The 21,013-nt window shown below is 44.3% G+C and carries 22 protein-coding genes; 21 read left to right on the top strand and 1 reads right to left on the bottom strand.

Going from position 1 to position 21,013, the window contains the following annotated elements; all coding sequences use genetic code 11:
* Positions 1-479: 479 nt before the first annotated feature.
* The 20 genes from nifB to L8106_RS10145 all read left to right on the top strand — a co-directional run bounded on the left by nifB (position 480) and on the right by L8106_RS10145 (position 17,774).
* On the top strand, positions 480-1,940 hold the full coding sequence (gene nifB / locus L8106_RS10240; protein ID WP_009784203.1) for a nitrogenase cofactor biosynthesis protein NifB: 1,461 nt from the start codon (positions 480-482) through the stop codon (positions 1,938-1,940).
* A 277-nt stretch (positions 1,941-2,217) separates the two neighbouring features.
* Positions 2,218-3,420, top strand: coding sequence for a cysteine desulfurase NifS (gene nifS / locus L8106_RS10235; protein WP_009784202.1), 1,203 nt, complete (start codon positions 2,218-2,220; stop codon positions 3,418-3,420).
* 135 nt (positions 3,421-3,555) lie between these two features.
* Positions 3,556-4,458: a Fe-S cluster assembly protein NifU gene (gene nifU, locus L8106_RS10230; protein WP_009784200.1), complete on the top strand. Its 903-nt coding sequence runs from the start codon at positions 3,556-3,558 to the stop codon at positions 4,456-4,458.
* A gap of 671 nt (positions 4,459-5,129) precedes the next feature.
* Positions 5,130-6,032 (top strand): nitrogenase iron protein, encoded by a 903-nt coding sequence (gene nifH / locus L8106_RS10225; RefSeq protein WP_009784199.1) that lies wholly within the window; start codon positions 5,130-5,132, stop codon positions 6,030-6,032.
* 127 nt (positions 6,033-6,159) lie between these two features.
* Positions 6,160-7,602: a nitrogenase molybdenum-iron protein alpha chain gene (nifD, locus tag L8106_RS10220; RefSeq protein WP_009784198.1), complete on the top strand. Its 1,443-nt coding sequence runs from the start codon at positions 6,160-6,162 to the stop codon at positions 7,600-7,602.
* 133 nt (positions 7,603-7,735) lie between these two features.
* Positions 7,736-9,271, top strand: coding sequence for a nitrogenase molybdenum-iron protein subunit beta (gene nifK / locus L8106_RS10215; RefSeq protein WP_009784197.1), 1,536 nt, complete (start codon positions 7,736-7,738; stop codon positions 9,269-9,271).
* Positions 9,272-9,328: 57 nt separating this feature from the next.
* Positions 9,329-9,649 (top strand): Mo-dependent nitrogenase C-terminal domain-containing protein, encoded by a 321-nt coding sequence (locus tag L8106_RS10210; protein WP_050779104.1) that lies wholly within the window; start codon positions 9,329-9,331, stop codon positions 9,647-9,649.
* 94 nt (positions 9,650-9,743) lie between these two features.
* Complete coding sequence (gene nifE, locus L8106_RS10205; protein WP_009784195.1) at positions 9,744-11,246, top strand: nitrogenase iron-molybdenum cofactor biosynthesis protein NifE; 1,503 nt, start codon at positions 9,744-9,746, stop codon at positions 11,244-11,246.
* 1 nt (position 11,247) lies between these two features.
* A complete protein-coding gene (nifN, locus tag L8106_RS10200) occupies positions 11,248-12,609 on the top strand; it encodes a nitrogenase iron-molybdenum cofactor biosynthesis protein NifN (RefSeq protein WP_039895938.1) in 1,362 nt (453 codons plus the stop codon).
* A gap of 157 nt (positions 12,610-12,766) precedes the next feature.
* Positions 12,767-13,252: a DUF269 domain-containing protein gene (locus L8106_RS10195; RefSeq protein ID WP_009784193.1), complete on the top strand. Its 486-nt coding sequence runs from the start codon at positions 12,767-12,769 to the stop codon at positions 13,250-13,252.
* Positions 13,253-13,265: 13 nt separating this feature from the next.
* Positions 13,266-13,679 carry a nitrogen fixation protein NifX gene (nifX, locus tag L8106_RS10190; protein WP_009784192.1) on the top strand — a complete coding sequence of 138 codons (414 nt, stop codon included), beginning with the start codon at positions 13,266-13,268 and terminating at the stop codon, positions 13,677-13,679.
* A 130-nt stretch (positions 13,680-13,809) separates the two neighbouring features.
* Positions 13,810-14,289: a NifX-associated nitrogen fixation protein gene (locus tag L8106_RS10185; protein WP_009784191.1), complete on the top strand. Its 480-nt coding sequence runs from the start codon at positions 13,810-13,812 to the stop codon at positions 14,287-14,289.
* A 73-nt stretch (positions 14,290-14,362) separates the two neighbouring features.
* Positions 14,363-14,596: a CCE_0567 family metalloprotein gene (locus L8106_RS10180; RefSeq protein ID WP_009784190.1), complete on the top strand. Its 234-nt coding sequence runs from the start codon at positions 14,363-14,365 to the stop codon at positions 14,594-14,596.
* Complete coding sequence (nifW, locus tag L8106_RS10175; protein ID WP_009784189.1) at positions 14,593-14,922, top strand: nitrogenase-stabilizing/protective protein NifW; 330 nt, start codon at positions 14,593-14,595, stop codon at positions 14,920-14,922. The genes L8106_RS10180 and nifW overlap by 4 nt, the downstream gene beginning before the upstream one ends.
* Positions 14,923-14,928: 6 nt before the next feature.
* Entirely contained in the window at positions 14,929-15,741 is an 813-nt protein-coding gene (locus L8106_RS10170; RefSeq protein WP_009784188.1) for a HesA/MoeB/ThiF family protein, read from the top strand.
* A 40-nt stretch (positions 15,742-15,781) separates the two neighbouring features.
* Complete coding sequence (locus tag L8106_RS10165; RefSeq protein ID WP_009784187.1) at positions 15,782-16,150, top strand: iron-sulfur cluster assembly accessory protein; 369 nt, start codon at positions 15,782-15,784, stop codon at positions 16,148-16,150.
* A gap of 42 nt (positions 16,151-16,192) precedes the next feature.
* Positions 16,193-16,531: a 2Fe-2S iron-sulfur cluster-binding protein gene (locus L8106_RS10160; RefSeq protein WP_009784186.1), complete on the top strand. Its 339-nt coding sequence runs from the start codon at positions 16,193-16,195 to the stop codon at positions 16,529-16,531.
* Between the two features lie 261 nt (positions 16,532-16,792).
* Complete coding sequence (locus tag L8106_RS29525; RefSeq protein ID WP_050779103.1) at positions 16,793-17,170, top strand: hypothetical protein; 378 nt, start codon at positions 16,793-16,795, stop codon at positions 17,168-17,170.
* Positions 17,167-17,526 carry a hypothetical protein gene (locus L8106_RS10150; protein ID WP_009784184.1) on the top strand — a complete coding sequence of 120 codons (360 nt, stop codon included), beginning with the start codon at positions 17,167-17,169 and terminating at the stop codon, positions 17,524-17,526. The genes L8106_RS29525 and L8106_RS10150 overlap by 4 nt, the downstream gene beginning before the upstream one ends.
* A gap of 29 nt (positions 17,527-17,555) precedes the next feature.
* The gene (locus tag L8106_RS10145; RefSeq protein ID WP_009784183.1) at positions 17,556-17,774 is read left to right on the top strand and encodes a hypothetical protein; all 219 of its coding nucleotides are present in this window, start codon (positions 17,556-17,558) and stop codon (positions 17,772-17,774) included.
* Positions 17,775-17,986: 212 nt separating this feature from the next.
* Here L8106_RS10145 and L8106_RS10140 read toward each other — a convergent pair whose 3' ends face one another.
* Positions 17,987-19,588: a tetratricopeptide repeat protein gene (locus L8106_RS10140; protein WP_009784182.1), complete on the bottom strand. Its 1,602-nt coding sequence runs from the start codon at positions 19,586-19,588 to the stop codon at positions 17,987-17,989.
* A gap of 162 nt (positions 19,589-19,750) precedes the next feature.
* On the opposite strand from L8106_RS10140, the gene cofH reads away from it, so the two are divergent.
* A complete protein-coding gene (gene cofH / locus L8106_RS10135; RefSeq protein ID WP_009784181.1) occupies positions 19,751-20,923 on the top strand; it encodes a 7,8-didemethyl-8-hydroxy-5-deazariboflavin synthase subunit CofH in 1,173 nt (390 codons plus the stop codon).
* The last annotated feature ends 90 nt before the right edge of the window (positions 20,924-21,013 follow it).

Genomic DNA, 21,013 nt, shown 5'->3' with positions numbered 1-21,013 from the left:
GAGAAGATGAGTACATCTTTAACTAATCCAATAAACCTGAACCGGATGCCTAACTTCAAGCGCATTTGCAGGGGGATGGTATAAAGTTGCTAACGCTGAAAAACGAGTAAAACCTAATTCGGAGTTAGGAAATGGAATTGCCCACAGCGCGGGATGAGTCCGGAAACCTCAAGTGAAGACCATTCGGAAAAATAAATCACCCACTCAGACGCAAATTGCAACTGAAGGGTTATTAATTCTTTCCTCGTTTCTTGTTCCGTTATTTCTCTCCAACTTAGGAAAGAATGACTTGTCCTCATCATGCAAAATGATGAATTCCAAAGAAACAGATACAGAATACGGATACAGAATCCGAAAAATACTTTGATGAGTAACTCGCAGTGGCTTCTCAACCCGGTTCGAGATTCACCCATCTAACAATATTTCGATTCCTCCGTTCTTTTTATCTCAAAAACCTTCTCACTTATTTACGGAATTCAATGTTACATCCTAAAGGCAATCTGACACTCGAAACTCAGACCGCTAATCCTTCTCCAGTTTCCGACAAAAAATCAGGAAACTGTGGCTGTGATTCTTCTACTCAGAAAGTCACTGACGAGAAACTATTAGAGCGTATTGAGAAGCACCCCTGTTACAGTGAACAAGCGCATCATCACTACGCCCGGATGCACGTCGCCGTTGCGCCCGCTTGTAACATCCAGTGCAACTACTGTAACCGCAAATATGACTGTGCAAACGAAAGTCGCCCCGGAGTTGTTAGCGAACTCCTCTCCCCAGAAGAAGCGGCGCACAAAGTCTTAGTGGTTGCGGGTAAAATACCTCAAATGACGGTATTGGGAATTGCTGGCCCTGGCGATCCCTTAGCCAACCCCGAAAAAACCTTCCGTACCTTTGAACTGATTGCAGACAAAGCACCCGATATCAAACTGTGCTTGTCCACCAACGGATTGATGCTTCCCGATTACATTGATCGCATCAAAGCCTTAAATATCGATCACGTCACCATTACCATCAACATGGTAGACCCCAAGATCGGCGAAATGATCTATCCTTGGGTTCACTATGGTCGTCGTCGCTATCGCGGAATTGAAGGCGTAAAAATCCTTCACGAGCGTCAAATGGAAGGATTAGACGCCCTCAGAGAAGCAGACATCCTCTGCAAAGTCAACTCCGTAATGATTCCGGGAGTCAATGACGAACACTTACAAGAAGTCCATGAAGTGGTTCGGTCAAAAGGCGCATTCCTCCACAACATTATGCCCCTGATTTCCGCCCCTGAACATGGCACTCACTACGGCTTAACCGGACAACGCGGACCCACACCTAAAGAACTCAAAGCACTGCAAGATAACTGTTCAGATGGTTTGAAGTTGATGCGTCACTGTCGTCAATGTCGCGCAGATGCAGTCGGACTCTTGGGAGAAGATCGCAGCCAAGAATTTACAAAAGATAAATTCATGGAAATGCCCCAGGAATACGATTTTGAACAACGTCAGGAAGTTCACGCCGGAATTGAAACCTTCCGTGAACAACTCGCCGCAGCCAAGGCACAACAACCCGCCAAGCCGCAACCGACTAAAGATCAGCCTAAGATTTTGGTAGCTGTTGCCACAAAAGGTAGTGGGTTAGTCAACCAACACTTCGGCCATGCCAAAGAGTTCCAAATCTACGAAGTTGATGGTTCAGAAGTCTCTTTCGTTGGACACCGTAAAATTGATCATTTTTGTCAAGGTGGATACGGTGAAGAGGCAACGCTAGACAATATCATTAAAACTATCACCGACTGTAAAGGTGTATTAGTTTCCAAGATTGGTGATTGTCCGAAAAAAGAGTTAGAGACCGCTGGAATTGAAGTCTTTGAAGGTTACGACACTATCGATAAACTGGCTCTAGATTTCTACGAGCAGTACATCCAAAAAACAGAAACAGAAAATAACTGATCACTGAAGGGACTGGAGAAGTGAACTCGAAAAAAATACCCAACTCTCTTGTTGGCTCTCTCCATCCCGAATCTTCAATCATTTCACTAAATCACGCCGCAACGTCTCGTGATCACGAAGTTGAACTTACTCAATCAACTTCAACCCCATTCACTCCAGATGTAGTCACCGTCACAACAAACACCATTGAGACAGATGTGACCCAGACTCACCGATAACGAACGGCAACTGATTACGAGATGAGAAATTACGGCTAACTGTCACCACGGAGAGGGCAATGAAAGACTGTATTTATCTTGACAATAACGCCACAACTGGAGTCGATCAAGCGGTCATCGAGGCTATGTTACCTTACCTGACCACCTACTTCGGAAATCCCTCTAGTATGCACAGCTTCGGAGGAAAAGTAGGACAAGCTGTTAAACAAGGCCGAGAACAAGTTGCATCCCTTTTAGGTGCAGAGGCTTCTGAAATTGTCTTTACCAGTTGTGGCACCGAAGGAGATAATGCAGCGATTCGCGCCGCACTTTCCGCTCAACCCAACAAACGGCACATCATCACTACTGTCGTTGAGCATCCCGCAGTCCTAAACTTGTGCAAGCGGTTAGAAAAAGAAGGTTATACCGTCACTTATCTTTCCGTTGACGATAAAGGTTTACTCGACTTACACGAACTCGAAGCCGCCCTCACAGGTAATACCGCTCTAGTCAGCGTTATGTATGCCAACAACGAAACCGGCGTGATTTTCCCCATCGAGGAAATTGGACAGATCGTTAAAGAAAAAGGCGCTCTATTCCATGTCGATGCAGTCCAAGCCGTGGGCAAAGTTCCCCTGGATATGAAGACTAGCACGATCGATATGCTGACCTTATCGGGTCACAAAATCCATGCACCGAAAGGGATTGGCGCGCTCTATGTTCGTCGAGGAGTTAGATTCCGTCCGTTTATGATTGGCGGACATCAAGAACGGGGTCGTCGTGGCGGTACCGAGAATGTTGCCGGGATTGTTGCTTTAGGCAAGGCGGCTGAACTGGCTCAACAGCACTTACTGGAAGTTGAGACTGAAAAACGCCTCCGCGATCGCTTAGAACAAGGTATCCTCAGCGCGATTCCGAATACGGTTGTCAACGGTCATTCGACCAAACGCCTACCCAATACCACTAATATTGGCTTCAAGTATATCGAGGGAGAAGCGATACTCTTATCACTGAACCAATTTGGCATCTGTGCCTCCTCCGGTTCGGCTTGCACTTCGGGTTCTCTAGAACCATCTCACGTTTTGCGAGCATTAGGACTTCCTTATAGTGTCCTCCACGGATCAATTCGCTTTTCACTCTCTCGCTACACAACTGTTGCTGAAATAGACCGGGTGTTAGAGGTGATGCCACAAGTCGTTGAACGTCTGCGAGCGATGTCTCCTTTTAATAGTGATGATGCTGAATGGTTGCAAGAGCAAGAAAAGGCTGTACTCGCTCATTAGAGAACTTGTTACAGATTACAGGGAACAGGAAACCCGGAATATTCATAAACTGGAAAAACGGGTGACTGGATCACTGATAACTGTAAACACTGGTTACTGATCACTGCATAACTAATAACTGTAAAAGAGGTTGCCATGTGGGACTACACCGACAAAGTAATGGAATATTTCCAAAATCCTCACAATCAGGGAACCATTACTGATACTGAAGAAGGCGAAAAGGTTGTTACTGGAGAAGTGGGTAGTATTGCCTGCGGGGATGCTCTCCGTCTTCACCTCAAAATTGACGAAGCAACACAAATCATTAAGGATGCTCGCTTTCAAACCTTTGGTTGCGCTAGTGCGATTGCTTCTTCTGAGGCTTTAACTGAATTACTGATTGGTAAGAAGGTTGAAGACGCGATGCAATTGACCAATCGCCAAATCGCAGACTACTTGGGTGGGTTGCCGGAAGAAAAAATGCACTGTTCTGTGATGGGACAGGAAGCGTTAGAAGCGGCTATTCATACCTACAAAGGGATTCCGATTGAAGTTCACGAAGAAGATGAAGGTCGTCTGATTTGTTCTTGTTTTGGAATTAGTGAGCCTCGGATTCGGCGGATTATTCTTGAAAATGATCTCGAAACGGCCGAACAAGTGACCAACTACGTCAAAGCTGGCGGTGGCTGTGGGTCTTGTCTGACGGATATCGATGATATTTTGATTGAAGTTTCCGAAGCGAGACTGACTGGAATTACATCGGCCCCTGCTGCTCAAACGGCTTCAGCGACAGCCACAGCGACTTTGGCTCCACCGAAGGTTCTCACCAATCTGCAAAAGATTACGCTGATTCAGCAGGTGTTAACTGAACAAATCAAACCGGTTTTAGCCAAGGATGGCGGTAATGTCGAACTGTTTGATGTTGAAGGTGATCGCGTTAAGGTAATTCTGCAAGGTGCTTGTAGCAGTTGTGCCAGCAGTACAGAAACCCTCAAAATTGCGATCGAAGGCACATTACGCGCCACAGTGTCACCCGATCTCATTGTTGAAGCAGTTTGACCCCTCAATTGAGGTTTTCAGTTAAAGAAATTTAACTTTAACTTAAGACTTTCTCTAATAGATTTGATTTTCTAATTGAGAAGTTAAGTTGAATAAATTTAACTTTAACTTAAGACTTCCTCAAAACCTCTCATTCCTAATTATTCACCATGTATCTACTTCCTAAAAATGAAAGACGAGAGCGATCGCCGCCCGAAGCGTCGCTTTCTCAGCCAGGGGTTTGATGTTGATTGTGAGTCTCGGTTAAGCTTAAGGATTTCGTAAGGAATGCAGTTTCTTGAAGTTCATAGAAATTCATAAATTCCCCACTCAATCCTCACGTCATAGCCAGACTCCCCCTTTCAACCCCCTAATCGGTCTTCAACCGATTACTCAACTCAAGACCGCGTGTAAAAACGCACATATCTCTCAAAAGATTTTGTCTCATTTCTAACAGAAACCGAATTTTTATTGGAATAATATTCCTAATAGATGAACGAGAACTCTCGGATCGGTTCTGAAAGAATTGTGTTCTGAAGTCTACCTGTCAAAACAAAATAAACCCGGATGAAACTTTGAATCAATGGACATGACTGATTTCAAATCAGGTTAATGTTTCAACGATTACAGAATTTCCCAGTTTATTTGGTTTTCAACTGTCAAACTTAAGTCGAGTTAAAGCGAGAAACACCATGCGACAAATTGCATTTTACGGTAAAGGCGGTATCGGTAAATCCACCACTTCTCAAAACACCCTGGCTGGAATGGCACAAAACGGCAATCGCATCATGATTGTTGGTTGTGACCCGAAAGCTGACTCCACTCGTTTGATCCTCAACTGTAAAGCTCAGGTTACAGTTCTATCGTTGGCCGCAGAACGGGGTTCAGTTGAAGATCTAGAACTCGATGATGTACTGCTCGAAGGATTTGAAGGCATCAAGTGCGTAGAATCTGGTGGTCCTGAACCCGGTGTTGGATGTGCAGGTCGTGGTATTATCACCTCCATCAACTTCTTAGAAGAAGAAGGCGCTTACGAAGATTTAGACTTCGTATCCTATGACGTACTAGGTGACGTTGTTTGCGGTGGTTTCGCAATGCCTATCCGTGAAGGAAAAGCACAAGAAATCTACATCGTAACTTCTGGAGAAATGATGGCGATGTATGCCGCGAACAACATCGCACGAGGCGTTCTGAAATATGCTCATACAGGTGGAGTTCGCTTAGGCGGCTTAATCTGTAACAGCCGTAACGTTAACCGTGAAGTTAACTTGATTGAAGAATTAGCAGAACGGTTAAACACTCAAATGATTCACTTCGTTCCTCGCTCCAAGCAGGTACAAGAAGCTGAATTACGCCGGATGACTTGTATCCAATATTCTCCCGACCACGAACAATCGGCAGAATATCGCACACTAGCCAAGAAGATCGAAGAAAACACCAAGCTGACTATCCCGACACCGATTGACAACGACACCCTCGAAGAACTGTTAATCAACTACGGTCTGTTGGGTTCTGAAGAAGAGTACGCGAAAGTACGAGAAGCTGACGAAAAAGAGCAAGAGCTTCTCAAAGCAACTAACGTCAAGAAAGCCTAGTCAACCCGCCCGCTACGTGAGTTGATCGTTAACAAGATTTCAGATTTAATCCAATTTGTTAACGGTTAACTCCCCCGCCCGCACACGGCGCTCAACAATCGCTAATCACCAACAACAGAGGAACACCATGTCAACTGTAGAGGATAACAAACAGTTAATTCAGGACGTTCTAGAAGCTTACCCCGAAAAAGCCAAGAAAAAACGGGAAAAGCATCTGAACGTCCAGGAAGAGGGCAAGACAGACTGCGGAGTAAAATCCAACGTCAAATCACTTCCCGGTGTAATGACCGCTCGTGGTTGTGCTTATGCAGGTTCTAAAGGGGTGGTTTGGGGTCCGATTAAGGACATGGTTCACATCTCTCATGGTCCTGTCGGTTGCGGTTATTATTCCTGGTCAGGTCGTCGCAACTACTACATCGGTACAACCGGAGTTGATACCTTCGGAACGATGAACTTCACCTCCGACTTCCAAGAACGCGACATCGTGTTCGGTGGTGACAAAAAACTCGGCAAAATCATCGACGAAATCGAAGAACTGTTCCCCCTTAACGGCGGTGTCAGTATTCAATCAGAATGTCCGGTTGGTCTAATCGGAGACGACATTGAAAGTGTTGCACGCGCGGCAACCAAAAAAACAGGTAAAACTGTTGCTCCCGTTCGTTGCGAAGGCTTCCGGGGTGTTTCCCAGTCCTTAGGACACCACATCGCTAACGACATCATTCGTGACTGGGTATTCCCCCAAGCCGACGAAGAAAACAAAGACTCAGACTTTGAATCCACAGACTATGATGTAGCCATCATCGGAGACTACAACATCGGTGGAGATGCCTGGGCAAGCCGTATCCTGCTCGAAGAAATGGGATTACGGATTGTAGCTCAGTGGTCTGGAGATGGTACTCTCCATGAGATGAAGATGACTCCCAAAGTCAAACTGAACCTCATCCACTGCTATCGGTCGATGAACTACATCAGCCGTCACATGGAAGAGAAGTATGGTATTCCCTGGTTTGAATACAACTTCTTCGGCCCGACCAAAATCGCTGAATCTTTACGAGCGATCGCAGCACTGTTCGATGACAAAATCAAAGAAGGTGCAGAGCGCGTTATCGCCAAATACCAAAAGCAAGCTGACGATGTAATTGCTAAATATCGTCCGAAGCTCGAAGGTGAAAAAGTGATGCTGATGGTTGGTGGTCTACGTCCTCGCCACGTTGTTCCCGCTTTTGTCGATTTGGGAATGGAAATCGTCGGTACTGGCTATGAATTTGGCCACAACGACGACTACAAGCGGACAGCCGAATACGTCAAAGATTCAACAGTTATCTATGATGACGTAACGGGATATGAGTTCGAGAAGTTTGCTGAAGGTCTCAAGCCTGATTTGGTTGCGGCTGGAGTCAAAGAGAAGTATGTATTCCAGAAAATGGGCTTACCCTTCCGTCAAATGCACTCTTGGGATTACTCTGGTCCCTACCACGGTTATGACGGGTTTGCAATCTTCGCCCGTGACATGGACTTAGCACTGAAAAGTCCGACCTGGGGCTTAATTGGCGCTCCCTGGAAGAAATAAGAGTCAGGAATTGGGAGTTGGGAATTAGGAGTTGGGGAAGCTTAATTCCCCTACAACCTAAACCCTAACTCCTAACCCCTAAACCCTAACCCCCATTGAATTCGAGTAATCCCAACGAACGGAGAGTAACATCATGTCTCAGAACGTCGAGAATATTAAAGATCACGTTGAGTTATTTCATCAGCCTGAGTACCAAGAGCTGTTTGATCGCAAGCGTGAAGCTGAAGGAATGCCTGCGGCTGAAGAAGTTGAAAAAGTTGCAGAATGGACTAAATCTTGGGAATACCGTGAGAAGAACTTTAATCGTGAAGCTCTCACCATCAACCCTGCAAAAGCTTGCCAACCTTTAGGTGCGATTTTAGCAGCTGTTGGTTTTGAAGGAACACTACCTTTCGTTCATGGTTCTCAAGGGTGTGTGGCTTACTTCCGTACCCACTTCACTCGTCACTTCAAAGAACCGTTCAGTGCCGTTTCTAGCTCCATGACTGAAGATGCAGCGGTCTTCGGCGGCCTGAAGAACATGATCGACGGTTTGCAAAACTCCTATGCGCTTTACAAGCCGAAAATGATTGCGGTCTGCACCACTTGTATGGCAGAAGTAATCGGAGATGACTTAGGTTCCTTCATCGGAAACGCTAAGAATGATGAAGCCATCCCGGCTGAGTTACCTGTTCCTTTTGCTCATACTCCGAGCTTTGTGGGTTCTCACGTTACTGGTTATGACAATATGCTCAAGAGCATTCTGTCAAACCTCACCGAAGGCAAAAAAGCCGAAAAGACTAACGGCAAAATCAACATCATCCCTGGCTTTGAAACCTACATGGGCAACCTGCGGGAACTGAAGCATATCCTCAAAGCGATGGATATTGATGCCACAATCTTAGCTGACAACGAACTCTATTTGGATTCTCCGAATACTGGTGAATTCAAGATGTACCAAGGTGGTACAACTTTAGAGGATGGAGCAGATTCGATCAACGCTGAACATACTTTTGCGTTGCAAGCTTATCCCACTGTTCAAACTCGTAAGATGATCGAGAAGAAGTGGAAGCAAGGCACAACTGTTTCTCGTCCTTGGGGTGTTCGCGGAACAGATGAGTTCTTGATGAAGTTATCTGAAGTCACTGGAAAAGCGATTCCTGAAGAACTCGAAATCGAGCGGGGTCGTGCAGTTGACGCGATGACTGATACTCAAGCTTGGGTACACGGCAAGCGTGCAGCGATCTACGGTGATCCAGATTTAGTAATCGGAATGTTACAGTTCATGCTGGAAATGGGTATTGAACCGGTTCACATTCTGGTCACAAACAGCAACAATAAATTTGAAGAAGAAGCTAAAGCACTTCTGGCTTCTAGCCCTCATGGTCAGCAAGCGACTGTTTGGGGTGGTAAAGACCTCTGGCATTTACGCTCCTTGCTGTTCACTGAACCCGTTGATTTCTTCATTGGAAATTCCTACGGTAAGTACCTGTGGCGTGATACCAAGACTCCGTTAGTTCGGATTGGTTACCCGATCTTTGATCGTCATCACTTACACCGCTACTCTACTATCGGTTATTCCGGTGCGATCAACTTGCTCAACTGGATTGTGAATACTCTGTTTGAAGAGTTAGATCGCAACACCAATACCCCCTCGAAGACAGACATCTCCTTCGACCTCGTTCGTTAATCGAGCGGTAGAGGCCCGCCAATGCGGGTCTCTCAATCACAAACCCGGGAGGTTGCTATGGCAATCACTCATTACCAAAATTCCGATTCAACGCGCCGCACTCGCGTTCAACCCCTATTTGATCTTTTGGCTCCTTTGCATCGTTGGGTAGACCACATTGAAGTCAAAAGTGCAAGATTTGCTCACATCATCTGCCGACTGATTCCCAGTGATTGTCCCTTTGATCGTGATATTACTCTTGCGGGGCGCAAACTGTTTCATATTCCGCCGTTGTGTGAATTGAATCCTCTCTATAACGAGTTTGTTGGTTTGCGTTTTCGGGCTTTGAGCTACCTTGCTGATCAGTGTGGCGAAGACATCTCCCCATACGTTTGTTGATGAACAATCAACTCTCAGGGCTGATCGCAACGGATTCGCTCACGACCGACTTTATACCGTCTCTACACCTGACCACCAACTCCACATCTGAGCTATGAAACTCACCCGAGGCAAAATCACCGAACTGGTTAACGAGCCAGGTTGCGAACATAATTCTAAGGAAGGACAAAGCAACAAGAAAGCGTGCAAACAACAAGCACAACCTGGAGCGGCTCAAGGGGGTTGCGCTTTTGACGGAGCTTCTATTGCACTCGTACCGATTACTGATGCGGCTCACCTAGTTCATGGCCCTATTGCTTGTTCAGGAAATTCCTGGGGAAGTCGAGGCAGTCTTTCTTCTGGTCCCGTGACCTACAAAACTGGGTTTACAACTGACTTATCGGAAAATGATATCATTTTTGGCGGTGAAAAGCGACTCTATAAAGCGATCGCTCAAATCGTTAAAAGCCATCAGCCCGCAGCAATATTTGTTTATTCAACCTGTGTAACGGCTTTGATTGGAGATGATCTCGATGCCGTCTGTCAGGCAGCCGCTAAAAAACACGGTACTCCTGTGATTCCTGTTCATGCAGCAGGTTTTGTGGGAAGCAAAAATTTGGGCAACCGACTCGCTGGAGAAGCCTTACTCGATCATGTGGTGGGTACGGCTGAACCTGAGTATACCACACCTTTCGATATTAATCTCATCGGTGAGTACAATATCGCTGGGGAAATGTGGAATGTTCTCCCGTTGTTTGAAAAGGTCGGCATTCGGGTGCTGGCTAAAATCACCGGAGATGCTCGCTACCAAGAAGTCTGTCAAGCCCACCGTGCCAAACTAAATGTGATGATCTGCTCGAAAGCGTTGATCAACATGGCGCGGAAGATGGAGGAACAATACAACATTCCTTTCATCGAAGAATCTTTCTACGGCATTGATGACATGAACCGTTGTCTGAGAAATATTGCCGATCACTTTGGCGATGCAGAGTTGAAACAACGGGTAGAAAAACTGATTGCTTCGGAAAATGCAGCCCTTGATCAAAAGCTTGCGCCCTATCGCGCTCGGCTCGGAGGTAAGCGGGTTGTGTTGTATACCGGAGGAGTTAAGAGTTGGTCAATTATTTCCGCCGCGAAGGATTTGGGAATTGATGTGGTTGCTACCAGCACTAAGAAAAGTACCGAGGAAGACAAAGCTCGGATCAAGAAGTTGTTGGGTAAAGATGGGATCACGATTGAAAAGGGAAGCCCGCAAGAATTACTAAAAGTGATTGAGCAAACAGGCGCGGATCTGTTAATTGCTGGAGGTCGTAACCAATATACGGCTTTGAAGGCTCGTATTCCTTTCCTTGATATCAACCAAGAACGTCATCACGCCTATGCGGGTTATGAAGGCATGATCGAGATGGCTAAAGAACTTGAAGAAGCTCTTTATTCTCCCATTTGGCAACAGGTTCGTTGTTCTGCTCCTTGGGAAGTGGGAATTGGTGAACCAATAGCAGGGAACAGGGAACAGGGAACAGGGAACAGTGACCAAGAGATAGCCAACAGTGAAAAAGAACTGATTGGCACGGTAGTGCCAGTGGCAGAGCCAATCGCGGAAATTGGGGGTGTTTAAGATGACAACAATTACTCAACCTACAAAAGCAGCGGCGGTTAATCCTTTAAAGTTAAGTTCTCCTTTGGGTGCATCTTTGGCTTTTCTGGGGCTGAAGGGAATGATTCCGCTCTTTCATGGTTCTCAGGGTTGTACTGCTTTTGCCAAAGTGATTTTAGTCCGTCACTTCCGAGAAGCGATTCCTTTGTCTACGACGGCGATGACTGAGGTGAGTTCGATCTTGGGCGGAGAGGATAATGTTTTCACGGCGATTTTAACCCTGGCTGAAAAAGCCAAGCCGGATGTACTGGGTTTGTTGACCACGGGGTTAACGGAAACGCGGGGGGATGATATGCAGCGCATCCTCAAAACGTTCCGCAGTGAACATCCTGAACTCGACTGGCTGCCGATTATTTCGGTTTCGACTCCCGACTACAAAGGGGCGATGCAAGATGGTTATGCTGCAACTGTTGAGCAGATTGTCACCACCGATTACGGGGTATTGGCTGAATCTGAGGACAGTATACCCAGTAGCGATCGCAAGGCAAGAGTCACTATTTTAGCAGGTTCTCTCCTCGGCCCTGGTGATGTTGAAGAGGTGAAATCCATTGTTGAAGCCTTTGGGTTAACTGCTGTGATGGTACCGGATTTGTCGGGATCGATGGATGGGCATCTCGATGATGGGTTCAACAGTGTCACGACTGGAGGAACTACCTTAGATGATTTGCGGCGTTTAGGGGAATCTTCTTTCACGATTGCGATCGGCGAAAGTATGCGGAAGTCGGCGGTGGCGTTGAAGCAAAAGTTCGGCACGAATTACGAGGTGTTTCCTCGCTTAAATGGTTTACAAGCAATGGATCGGCTGGTGTTGCGATTGTCAAAGATTGTTCACTCCCGTCAAGATGCTCATTTTGTACAACCTTATGAGGTGCCGTCGCAGTTCAATCGTCAGCGACGTCAGTTGCAGGATGCCATGTTGGATACGCATTTCTATTTTGGTCGCAAGCGGATTTCGCTGGCTCTAGAACCGGATTTGTTGTATCAAACCAGTTGGTTATTGCATGAAATGGGTGCTGAAATTCATGCGGCAGTGACGACAACGAAGTCTCCTCTGCTGGAAAATTTACCCATTGAAAACGTAACGATTGGCGATTTAGAAGATTTTGAGAATTTAGCGGTTGGATCAGACTTGTTGATTGCAAATTCTCACGGGAGAGCAATCGCTCAACGACTCAATGTTCCTCTCTATCGCATGGGTTATCCAATTTTTGACCGTTTTGGAAATGGTCACAGATGCCTAACGGGTTATCGAGGAACGATTCAGTTTCTCATGGATTTAGGTAATCTGTTTATCGAGGCTGAAGAATCCCAAATTAATCATTAAAAGTTGAAATATACAGCTTTTGATTCGATAGGATTTGCACCATAAGCCTCAAAAACCTCAAACTGTATTGACTGAATTAAGTCTATATTCTTTCCAATGTTTCTGACAAGAGTTGCGAATCATTCACCTCCTACACTGCATCTGAAGACCTAGAACTATGATTCACCAGATCGCCATTTCTCACTCCAATTCTTCTCTGTACAATTCCTCTTTTGTCAGAGAGATCGTTAAACAAGTTCGTGTTCAAGATACAACGGCCGCTTATCAAGATTTCTCCGATGAATCGTTGCTAAAATCTTTAATTGGTGATTCGACTTTAGAGGGGAATAAAGATATCCCAAGCCTACAAAAGATTTCGGCTTTTTATCGGGCGATTGCGTCTCGTCTTGAGCAAGAAACGGGTCAAATGGCGGAGGTCTTTCTCAATCTGGGTCAAGATGATGTGGGCTGGATTTTGGTCTTTTGTGGTCGCTTGTTGGTGATTTCTCAGTTCTTACGAGATGCGGATAGTTTCGGTTTTGAATCTGTAGAACACCTCGCGGATTTTGGTGAAGGAATGATTCAAAATTCTTTGGAACGGGCGAGAGAATATTTTGACTTTCCCGTGCGTGGGATTTCTATCCCCTTAAAAAGAGCAAGCTAAAGGAGGTTATACGATGAAAGTTGCTTTCACAACCAGTGACAAGGTTCACATCAATGCTCATTTTGGTTCGGCGCGAATGATTGATGTTTATGATGTCACAAAACAGGGTTACAATTTTGTGAATACTCTGGAATTTGATGATAATCTAAAAGAAGATGGGAATGAGGATAAACTGGTTCCCAAAATCGAAGCCTTATCGGATTGTACTCTGGTCTATGTATTGGCAATTGGAGGGAGTGCCGCAGCGCGTTTAATTCGGAAAAAAATAACGCCTGTTAAAGCCCAATCTGAAGAAGAAGAAGTTTTGGCAATTCTCGATAAATTAGTCAAAACTCTCAATGGGAATCCTCCGCCCTGGCTTCGGAAAGTGATCCAGCAAGAAGAAGAAAAATTATCTTATGCTGGATTTGAAGACGAAGACGAGTAAATCCCTTCATCTAAGTCTTCAATTTCCCAAAAGTTTGTAATGATGTGTTGATGCCACGTCTTTACAAAATTGACATTCTGATTGGATGTCTTCGATTCTTACCTAATATACTAACAACGAACAAACAGCCATGAGTTCAACACAAACTGCCAGCCTAGAAACAGGCACTAATATTGTTGAATCTAATCTATTTCTCCAAGCCTTAGTTCAACAAATTCGCGCTCAAGATCACTACGGTGTTTATCGCAGTTGGTCTGATGAATTAGTTCTTTCTCCTTTTGTTGTCACCAAAAACAAAAAACGTGCAATTTCTGTTGAGGGAGAAGTTGATCCTGCGACTCGACTCCGAATTTTGTGTTTCTATCGAGCAATTGCGACTTGTGTAGAAACAGAAACCGGAAGCTTATGCCAAGTTGTGATTGATTTAAGTCACGAAGGATTTGGTTGGGCGCTGGTTTGGACGGGTCGCCTGATTGTGGTTAACCGCACGCTACGGGACGCTCAACGCTATGGTTTTGACTCCTTGGAAAAATTAGCCACTCAAGGAGAAAAAATGGTCAAATCAGGGATAGATAATATTCAACGTTATTCTGATGCGGCGAAAGCCTAAACAACCGCATCAAAAAGACGGATACTTTCCTGTTTTGTCCCTTGAAGTTACTGACTCATTAGGAGTGGATTAAATGACTCAAACATCAGAAATTCCAACTCCCGAAGCTGTTGAGGAATTGAAAACCAAAATCAAACGCCTCAATAGCAAAGCAGGTCAAAGCAAAATGGACTTGCATGATCTGGCAGAGGGTTTACCCACCGATTTTGAAACATTGCCAGAAGAAGCGGCTAAAACTTACGAAATTTTTCGTGAGTTGTCGGAACTCAAAAAACAACTCAAAACCTGGGAGGCTCAACTCAAATGACGACTACAAGTAAAAGCTTTGCTGAATTCAAGAAGCTCAGAGATGCCGAAGAATTTTTTATCTTCTTTGAGTTGCCTTACGATCAGACCTTTGTTAATGTCAATCGTCTTCATATTTTAAAACAGTTCTCGCTGTTAATTGAAGAAATTGACAAAGCGTTTCCGGATCTCAGCGAAGCGGAAAAACTAGACAAATATAAGCTCGCTTTAGAAGAAGCTTATCAAGTCTTTGTTACTTCTAGCCCGCTAGAAACCAAACTCTTTAAAGTCTTCAAAGACGCACCCAAAAACGTGGTATTAACCAAAGATATCGGTACTGAGTCATAAATTATCATGGGCGGATTAGAACTGACACCAACAGAACTTGAACGTTATCGGCGACAAATGCAACTTCCGGATTTCGGGGAAGCTGGACAAGCCAAACTGAAAGCCTCAACTGCTCTGGTTTCAGGCGTGGGTGGATTGGGGGGAACAGTCGCACTTTACCTCGCGGTTGCTGGGATTGGTAAATTAATCCTAGTCCGAGGAGGAGACTTGCGCCTCGATGACATGAACCGTCAAATCTTGATGACCCATGATTGGGTGGGTCAACCGAGGGTGCTAAAGGCGAAGGAAACCCTATCTCAAATCAATCCTGATGTCGAAATTGAGGCGATTCCGGAATTTATTACCTCCGATAACGTCGATGGGTTGGTTAAACGCTCTGATCTTGCCCTGAGTTGCGCTCACAACTTTGACGAACGGGATTTGCTCAACGCTGCTTGTGTATTGTGGGATAAACCGATGATTGAAGCGGCGATGAGTGGAATGGAGGCTTACCTAAGCACGATTATCCCTCGTCAAACCCCTTGTCTATCGTGCATCTTTCCGGAAAAACCCAATTGGGATCGGTGGGGATTTGGGGTCTTGGGTGCGGTTTCTGGAACCCTGGCTTGTTTGACGGCTCTAGAAGCGGTGAAGCTGATTACCGGGTTGGGAGAAACGCTCAAGGGACAACTTCTCACCATGGATTTAGGGAGCGCTAAATTTAACAAGCTTCGCGCTTACCATGATCCCAATTGTCAGATTTGTGGTCAAGGCAAATCAAATCAGATCACGAAGGCTAGTGAGCTTTTGTATCCTTCTTTGGAGAGGCTAGCTAGCTAACCTCCACGAACTACCCTTCATTATTGTTCAGGAGATTGGGATGACTGTTAAATTTACAGAAAAAGCTGCTTTTCGGCTTCGGAGTGTCGTTCGAGATAGTGCTAGTAGCACTGAAACTCAAAAAGGTATTCGTCTGGGTGTGATTGATGGCGGTTGTAATGGTTACGAATATTCAATGGATATTACCAGCACCGTCAAACCAGATGATCTCGTGTTCGAGCAGGACAAAGTTCATATTTATGTCGATCCTAAAAGTGCGCCACTTTTGGATGGGATTGTTATCGACTTTGTGGAAAGCTTGACGCAAGGGGGGTTTATTTTTCAGAACCCCAATGCGACTGAAACCTGTAGCTGTGGTAAATCCTTTGCTGCGGGTGAATGTACCCCTTCTGCTATTCCGTGTAGCTAACAAAAGTTTCTAATCACCGTTCTTAAATGGAGGAGAACACACATGACTGCTACTTACAAAGTTCGTCTCATGAAAGTTGCTAAAAGAAAAAATAAAGAGACGGGCAAGAAAGAAGAGATCGCAGAAGTGGATGTCACCATTGATGTTCCAGAAGATACTTATATCTTAGATGCGGCAGAAGAACAAGAAATTGAGTTACCCTCCTCTTGTCGTTCTGGTGCTTGTTCTAGCTGTGTAGGTCGCATGGTAGAAGGTGAAATTGATCAAGAAGATCAAAGTTTCCTTGATGATGAACAAATTGAGAATGGATGGGTGCTTCTTTGCGTTGCTTATCCTCGCTCTAATTGCACAATCAAGACTCATCAAGAAGCTTATCTCTAACATTAGCGACTAAAAGACGAACAAGCAGTTGGAAGTTGTAGTGATTACCCACGACTATAACTTCCAACAGTTATCTAGTCTCTGAATCTAGTTCAGATTACGTTCAAAATGAAGTTAAAGTTAAGTAAATTCCGCTCTCACTTCACCCTAGAATGTCGATTCAGTTTCAACTTCTCTGAAATCACATGAAGGCTAATTGAATCAGGGGATCAGTCAGCCGAGTGAAGGGGATCGTATCTTGTAATGAGAAGGTTAGGGCTAATGGAAATTCGATGGAAAAAGTTCTTCATCAAGGCTGGCTTTTGGGTCACAACTGAACTTTGGCTGAATATCTTAGGCCTTGATAACTTGGCTGACTATAGTGAGTTTCTCGTTGATCAAGAGTTAGAGGAAGAACTCGCACTCAAGAATCATCGTACCATCAAAATCTCCAATTCTCCGCCACAATATTGTAAAGAAATTCAGGAGTTTTGTCCGGTGAGTACGGCTAAAACTGCTGATGACGCTTCCAGACAAGAGGATTATCAGCATCTATTTAATACATTTGAAAACAAATGTAAGAAGCTGAAAACTCCTTGTACTAAAGTTTGGTGTTTACCCTATGTAAGACCAAGTTGGCTTACTTATCAACGCCTATGATGATTAGTAGAGACTATCTCGTTCAAGAGTTTGTTCATCTTGTCGAGAATTACTATCCTGAAGCCGGAAAGGTTTTAGATTTCTGTTATGTCAAAGTCCTTGAATGCTATCTCGAACGTTCAGGCCGACAATTCTACTATCTGGGGATTTATTATCCTCAAGAAAGAAGACGAGAATTTCAAGCCCAACAATACGCTTTCAAGGACATTTCTGAAAATATGGGATTGATTGAAGTGGTTTCTATTAATGCAACCCGCCTCATTCGTGATCCCATGTCTAAACTTAAAAAGGACAATCCTAAATTCTGGCTAGAGTTGTATTGGATCGCAACTCAACATCATTTTATCGCTAACTAACCTGAAAATCTGAAGGGAGGTTATCTGTTGTGATTGTTCTTTATTTGTGTTTATCAATCTCTTTGGTTGCAGCCCTCTTGATGAAGTTTATTGTTCCTGACGAAATTCATCAAATTTTGGTTGTTTTATCAGGATGTATGATTCTAGCTTGGGTGTTTTTATTAACTCCATTCTCGATGAAACTTCTGATTTCTCTAGCTCTATTTGCGATTTGTCAGCGAATTTACGAGATCACACTTAAACCTTAACTTCACAGTTTGCATTTTCCGATGCAATAGACTCCGTGTTTAATAAATTTAGACACGGGGTTCTATTCTATTAATTGTATGTTTTTACTTGATCTGAATCTCTAATTCATAGAATACCTCAATCAACCCGGTAACTTCAGTAGTCTAATTAACACTTTTCTTTATAAGAAGGTTAATTTTTTACAAAATTATCCCCAAACTGATCACCCTAATTAGGGTTGTGATTGACCTTGTTTTTGTTCCACCGACTCGATACTTTCACGAGTAGCCTTTTCCCCTTCTGTATCTCCGGTAGCTTTCAGCAACACTAACGCTTCCTGGAAACTTTCTAGTGCTTGAGAATACTCACCTAACCCCTCATAAGCCTCTCCAATCTTATTGAGAGTTGCTCCAGTTTTAGCTTGATTTTCGAGCTGCTTATACAAGGATAATGCTTGTTGATAGGTTTGTAAAGCCTGTTGATATTGACCTTGCTGATAGTAGACATAACCCAACTGATCTAAAGCTTCAGAGAGTCTACTGCGATCATCAGCTTTTTGCGCCAAGTCTACTGCTTTTTGATAGGCTGTTAGGGCTTCAGTTGGTTGTTCCTGGGCTTCATAAATTGAACCCATTAAACCATAAACTCGAGCCGCATTATCTTGATCTGCTATTCTTTCCAACAAACCCACCGCTTGCTCAAAATACACTAATGCTTGAGAATTATCACCCAATCTCTGATAAATATACCCCATATTACTCAGCAACCGCCCTACACCCGCTTGATCTCCAATTTGACGACGTAACGCCAAAGCTTGTTGATAAATTCCAATCGCTTTTTCAGTATCTCCACGACTAAAATAGAGCGCTCCTAAATTATTCAATGTGCGACTTTCATCGCGTAAATCTCCCACTTGTTCGCGGTAAGTTCTGGCTTGTTCATAATATTCAAGGGCTTGTTCAAACTGACCTTGACGAGTGTACACCGAAGCAATATTATGTAAAGACTCACCAATATTTTCAGGATCTTGAACCGATTGAGCAATTTTCAATGCTTCTTGATGTAACTTCAAAGCCTCAGAATTTTTATCTGTATTACTGTAGACAAATCCCAAAAGATTTAAACTGCGACTGACTCCAATCTGTGCTTGTTGACTGTTAGCTTCCTGCTGACGATAAATCGTCAAAGCTTTTTGAATCGCTTTTTCAGCTTCGGTATTTTCCCCCATATTCGCGTAAACATCGCCTAAATAATTCAGCGTCGCCGCGACTTCTAATGAATTTTCCTGCTGTTTTTGGCGAAGTTCTAAAACTTGTTGAAAAGTGTCTAAAGCCTCAGAAAATAACCCTTGTCGAAATTGTTCAATTCCTGTTTCATATAATTGTTCGGGATCCGCTTCAGAATCAGATTGAGAGTCATTGCGATCGCCAGGTTTATTTGTCGGGCTAGAATTGTCTTCAGGTTGAGAAGGATTTGGAAGCAGAGGATTATTGCGATCGCCAGGTTTATTTGTCGGGCTAGAATTGTCTTCAGGTTGGGGCTGATTCGGAAACAAAATATCATTATCCTCCTCAGATTCTTCTGGGGTTTGAAGATCATCTATCATCGGTTCTTCAGTGGTCGATTTCTCCTGAGTTGGCGAGTCTTCCTGAACGGGAGAAGGAGAAACTTGAGCGAGAACAACAGAACTTAAACCCCGAGAAAAATCAAAAGGAACGAGCAAACTCAAGACCAAACTTAAACTCGAAACCGGAATTAAAAACCTCAACAACTTAGAGATAAAAACCCCAGAAAAGTTGTTAGCCGATTGAGAATGATCAGGTTTAATCAACATAGACTTAAAGAGATTAAAAAGCGAGTGTATATTTAAAGTTCAAAATCGAAACTCAAAATCGAACCCAAAAATCATTATCATAATTGATAGCAAGGGCGAGGCGAGAAAAACGGTTCACACTGGATATCAGAATGAGCCTTTTCTCCAAACCTGCCTGATATCATGCAACATTCCACAAAAGCGGGCTTTCTCATGTTCACTCAAACCATAGATGCTATTTTAAACCGTGCTGTTGCCCAAGAGGATATTTCAGCAAAAGAAGCGGTTGTCTTACTCCAACAAACCGATCCGGCAATCATCACAATTATCCGGGATCTCAGCGACAAATTGCGCCATCAACAAGCCGGAGATACCGTCACCTACGTGATTAACCGCAATATCAATTTTACAAATATTTGTGAACAGCATTGTAATTTTTGTGCATTTCGGCGAGACGAGGGAGAAGACGGTGCATTTTGGTTAGATACTGCTCAAATTTTAGAAAAAACAACCGCAGCCGTTCAACTCGGAGCAACCGAAATTTGTATGCAGGGCGGACTCAACCCCCAAGCCAAAGTAAACGGTGCATCTCTGCCCTATTATCTCAAATTAATTGCCACAATCAAACAAACCTTTCCCCAATTACATCTTCACGCCTTCTCACCCCAAGAAATCCAATTCATTGCCCGTCAAGACCATCTTCGCTATGATGTTGTGATTGCCGCCCTCCAAGAAGCGGGATTAGACTCCATGCCAGGAACCGCAGCAGAAGTTCTCGATGATCGTGTGCGTCAGGTGATCTGTCCTGAAAAAATCAACTCGGCAACTTGGCTAGAAATCATTGAAACCGCCCATCGTTTAGGCGTTCCGACAACCAGTACCATGCTCTGTGGTCATATTGAAACTCCGCAACAGCAAATTGCCCATTTAGAAAAACTGCGATCGCTTCAACAAACCGCCATTAAAAACAACTATCGCGCTCAGATTACTGAGTTTATCGCCTTACCATTTGTGGGTCAAGAAGCCCCTCCCTCTCTACGCCGACGAGTTGGACGAGATCAGCCTGTCTTAAGCGATAATTTGTTACTCACCGCAGTCGCCCGTATTTTCCTCGGAAACTGGATTTCCAACCATCAGCCGAGTTGGGTCAAACTTGGGCTTGCAGGGGCGACAGAAGCCCTAAAATGGGGCTGTAATGACATTGGCGGAACTCTGATGGAAGAACACATTACCACAATGGCAGGAGCAATAGGCGGAACTTGTATGGAACCCGAAACGTTACAGCAGGCTATTACTTCTATTGGGCGTCCTTTTCAACAGAGAGATACTCTTTACACTCACCAGTTAGGAGTTTAGGAGTTTAGGAGATGGGGAGGTGGGGAGGTGGGGAGGTTGGGAAAAAACTGAAAACTGAAAAAACTGAAAACTGGTAACAGGTCACTGAAA

Source organism: Lyngbya sp. PCC 8106 (genome assembly GCF_000169095.1).
In the GTDB taxonomy this organism is placed as follows: domain Bacteria; phylum Cyanobacteriota; class Cyanobacteriia; order Cyanobacteriales; family Microcoleaceae; genus Capilliphycus.
The sequence above is the reverse complement of the archived record's forward strand: the minus strand, read 5'-3'. Positions and strand labels throughout refer to the sequence as shown.

Coding starts and splice junctions, on each gene's coding strand:
- nifB (WP_009784203.1), top strand. CDS start 480: ATGTTACATCCTAAAGGCAATCTGACACTCGAAACTCAGACCGCTAAT.
- nifS (WP_009784202.1), top strand. CDS start 2,218: ATGAAAGACTGTATTTATCTTGACAATAACGCCACAACTGGAGTCGAT.
- nifU (WP_009784200.1), top strand. CDS start 3,556: ATGTGGGACTACACCGACAAAGTAATGGAATATTTCCAAAATCCTCAC.
- nifH (WP_009784199.1), top strand. CDS start 5,130: ATGCGACAAATTGCATTTTACGGTAAAGGCGGTATCGGTAAATCCACC.
- nifD (WP_009784198.1), top strand. CDS start 6,160: ATGTCAACTGTAGAGGATAACAAACAGTTAATTCAGGACGTTCTAGAA.
- nifK (WP_009784197.1), top strand. CDS start 7,736: ATGTCTCAGAACGTCGAGAATATTAAAGATCACGTTGAGTTATTTCAT.
- L8106_RS10210 (WP_050779104.1), top strand. CDS start 9,329: ATGGCAATCACTCATTACCAAAATTCCGATTCAACGCGCCGCACTCGC.
- nifE (WP_009784195.1), top strand. CDS start 9,744: ATGAAACTCACCCGAGGCAAAATCACCGAACTGGTTAACGAGCCAGGT.
- nifN (WP_039895938.1), top strand. CDS start 11,248: ATGACAACAATTACTCAACCTACAAAAGCAGCGGCGGTTAATCCTTTA.
- L8106_RS10195 (WP_009784193.1), top strand. CDS start 12,767: ATGATTCACCAGATCGCCATTTCTCACTCCAATTCTTCTCTGTACAAT.
- nifX (WP_009784192.1), top strand. CDS start 13,266: ATGAAAGTTGCTTTCACAACCAGTGACAAGGTTCACATCAATGCTCAT.
- L8106_RS10185 (WP_009784191.1), top strand. CDS start 13,810: ATGAGTTCAACACAAACTGCCAGCCTAGAAACAGGCACTAATATTGTT.
- L8106_RS10180 (WP_009784190.1), top strand. CDS start 14,363: ATGACTCAAACATCAGAAATTCCAACTCCCGAAGCTGTTGAGGAATTG.
- nifW (WP_009784189.1), top strand. CDS start 14,593: ATGACGACTACAAGTAAAAGCTTTGCTGAATTCAAGAAGCTCAGAGAT.
- L8106_RS10170 (WP_009784188.1), top strand. CDS start 14,929: ATGGGCGGATTAGAACTGACACCAACAGAACTTGAACGTTATCGGCGA.
- L8106_RS10165 (WP_009784187.1), top strand. CDS start 15,782: ATGACTGTTAAATTTACAGAAAAAGCTGCTTTTCGGCTTCGGAGTGTC.
- L8106_RS10160 (WP_009784186.1), top strand. CDS start 16,193: ATGACTGCTACTTACAAAGTTCGTCTCATGAAAGTTGCTAAAAGAAAA.
- L8106_RS29525 (WP_050779103.1), top strand. CDS start 16,793: ATGGAAATTCGATGGAAAAAGTTCTTCATCAAGGCTGGCTTTTGGGTC.
- L8106_RS10150 (WP_009784184.1), top strand. CDS start 17,167: ATGATGATTAGTAGAGACTATCTCGTTCAAGAGTTTGTTCATCTTGTC.
- L8106_RS10140 (WP_009784182.1), bottom strand. CDS start 19,588: ATGTTGATTAAACCTGATCATTCTCAATCGGCTAACAACTTTTCTGGG.
- cofH (WP_009784181.1), top strand. CDS start 19,751: ATGCAACATTCCACAAAAGCGGGCTTTCTCATGTTCACTCAAACCATA.